The 2170-nt window shown below is 70.0% G+C and carries 2 protein-coding genes and 1 pseudogene; 2 read left to right on the top strand and 1 reads right to left on the bottom strand.

What is annotated here, in order from left to right; translation table 11 throughout:
* A partial coding sequence (locus ACOADB_RS19160) for a hypothetical protein (protein ID WP_378602052.1) occupies window positions 1-850 on the bottom strand: 850 nt, incomplete at its 3' end.
* A gap of 200 nt (window positions 851-1050) precedes the next feature.
* On the opposite strand from ACOADB_RS19160, the gene ACOADB_RS19155 reads away from it, so the two are divergent.
* Together ACOADB_RS19155 and ACOADB_RS19150 are read left to right on the top strand one after the other, a co-directional pair.
* Window positions 1051-1626, top strand: coding sequence for a TetR/AcrR family transcriptional regulator (locus ACOADB_RS19155; RefSeq protein WP_378602049.1), 576 nt, complete (start codon window positions 1051-1053; stop codon window positions 1624-1626).
* 7 nt (window positions 1627-1633) lie between these two features.
* Window positions 1634-2170, top strand: a pseudogene (locus ACOADB_RS19150) (MFS transporter); the annotation flags it as partial.

The raw sequence follows: 2170 nt of genomic DNA, 5'->3' as shown, positions 1-2170 counted from the left end.
CGACCGCGGTCGGCGCGGAAGCCGGTGCCGGGGTGGCGTTGCCGGCGTACCGCAGGCAGGTGGGGAGCTGGTCGGTGATGGTGACGTTCTGGGTGCCCTTGGCCGGGCCGACGACCTTGGAGGCGATGGTGACGCGCACGCGCTGGCCCAGGGTCAACGGGCTGTCGGCCGTGATCGCGTCCTTGCCGTCGATCTTCTTGTCGGTCTCGGTCGCGAGGATCGCGTTGACCGGGATCGGCACGTCCTTGCTGCCGAAGCTGACCGTGCCGCCATTCGCGGTGGCGGTCCCGACCGCCATGTGGAGGGCCGAACCGTTGTAGAGGTGGGAGCCGATCGCGAGCTCCGCGCCCCACTTCAGCACGAGTCCACTCGCCGGGATGACGACGTTGTGGAACGTGTAGGAGACCTGCTCGACCCCGGAGCTCACCGGGTTCGGGAGGTCACGCGTCACCGTCAGCGTCGTCTGGTCCGGCGCGTTGCAGCCGGTCGCGCCGGCCTGCGTGGTCGTTGGGGCGCCCGTGCAGACCTGGAAGCTGTTGAGGTCCTCGATGCCCTTCACGCCACTGCGCTTGTGGTCCGCGAGGATCTGGAGGGTGCTCAAGGTGCCCGGGCCGGTCAGGACCAGGCGGAAGGGGATGCTGTCACCTTCGGCGTACCCGCCCGTGTTGCCGGGCGTCCACGACTTCGACAGGGCGTCGTAGCCCTGGATCTTGACGCCGATGCCACCCCCGGAGCCACCACCGCCGCCGGGTCCGGGCTTCGCTGCCTGACTCGGCAGTGGGGGTCCGAAGGACAAGGCCACCATGGCGATGACGGTCATGAGTGCTTGCAGAGCGCGGCGTGAGTACATCTTGGATCTCCCCGTCAGGTATGGACGAGGCTCACCCCGGGAGAGGTTCCCTCCCCATTACCCGTGGGCCGACCCAGCCGACGGTACGCGCAGGATCCGATCGTGAGGAGACCTCGGTTCCGCTGGTCGCTGCGTCGCCACGCCGGGTGCGCGATGATGTGGAGGTGACGGACTCCAGCGCCAGGTCCACGTGGCCGCCCGTGACGAACCGCGTCCGGATCCTCGACGCGGTCACGACCCTTCTGGCGAAGGACCCGTGGTCGTCGATCTCGCTGACGAAGGTCGCTGACCAGGCCGGGGTGTCGCGCCAGACGATCTACAACGAGTTCGGCGATCGCTCGACCCTGGCTGACCTGTACGTCGAGTTCCTCGTGGACCGTCTCGTCGACCAGCACGTGCCCGTCGACGACGAGGCGCTGATCGCCGACGGCGACGTGATGGGTGCCCTTGCCCAGGTGCTCGGCTCATGGTTCTCGTCCGTCGTCACCGACCCTGTCCTCGGCCGTGCATTCGACCGCTCCGCGTCGGGAGGACTGTTCGGCGGGATGGTGCTCGACGAGCTCGCGCTCGTCGAGCGAACGACGCAACGCCTCGCCGAGCGGTACGTCGTCCTGGCTCCCGGCCTCGCGATCGACCGGGCCGTCCCGATGGCCCGCGTGGTCGCCCGGCTCTGCATCAGCTACCTGCTGGTGCCCGCGCCACAGGACCAGGACCCGGTCGCGGACCTGGTCTCCGTACTCGGGCCACACGCGGTGAACCTGTTCCACGGGACGTGAGGCGGCAGTGGAGACGGTCGAGGAGTTCTTCTCGCGCTCGGTGCGTTCCTGGAGTGCGGATCCCGCGGACGGCGCCCTTCCCGGCGATCCGGCGCTCCTGCACTCGCTCTTCGCAGCCCAGCTGCAGAGCCGCCACCTGGACTACGCGGCGCGCTGGCTGCAGGGACAGGGACGCGGCCACTACACGATCGGGTCCGCGGGCCACGAGAGCAACGCGGCGCTGGGACTGCTCACGCGCGTGGACGACCCGGCGCTCCTGCACTACCGCTCCGGCGGCTTCTACGCCGCCCGGGCGGCTCGGGCAGCGACGACCGACCCGATCCGGGACGTGCTGCTGAGCCTGACGTCCTCGGCGCGCGACCCGATGTCGGGCGGGCGGCACAAGGTCTGGGGTCATCCCGACCTCCACATCATTCCGCAGACCTCGACGATCAGCTCGCACCTGCCGCGCGCGGTGGGACTGGCGTACGCGCTGGGCCTCGCGCGGGCGGTCGGCCGACGTACGCCCTGGCCGAACGACGCGATCGTGGTCAGCAGCTTCGGC

This window comes from Nocardioides sp. CPCC 206348 (assembly GCF_048654705.1).
In the GTDB taxonomy this organism is placed as follows: Bacteria; Actinomycetota; Actinomycetes; order Propionibacteriales; family Nocardioidaceae; genus Nocardioides.
The sequence above is the reverse complement of the archived record's forward strand: the minus strand, read 5'-3'. Positions and strand labels throughout refer to the sequence as shown.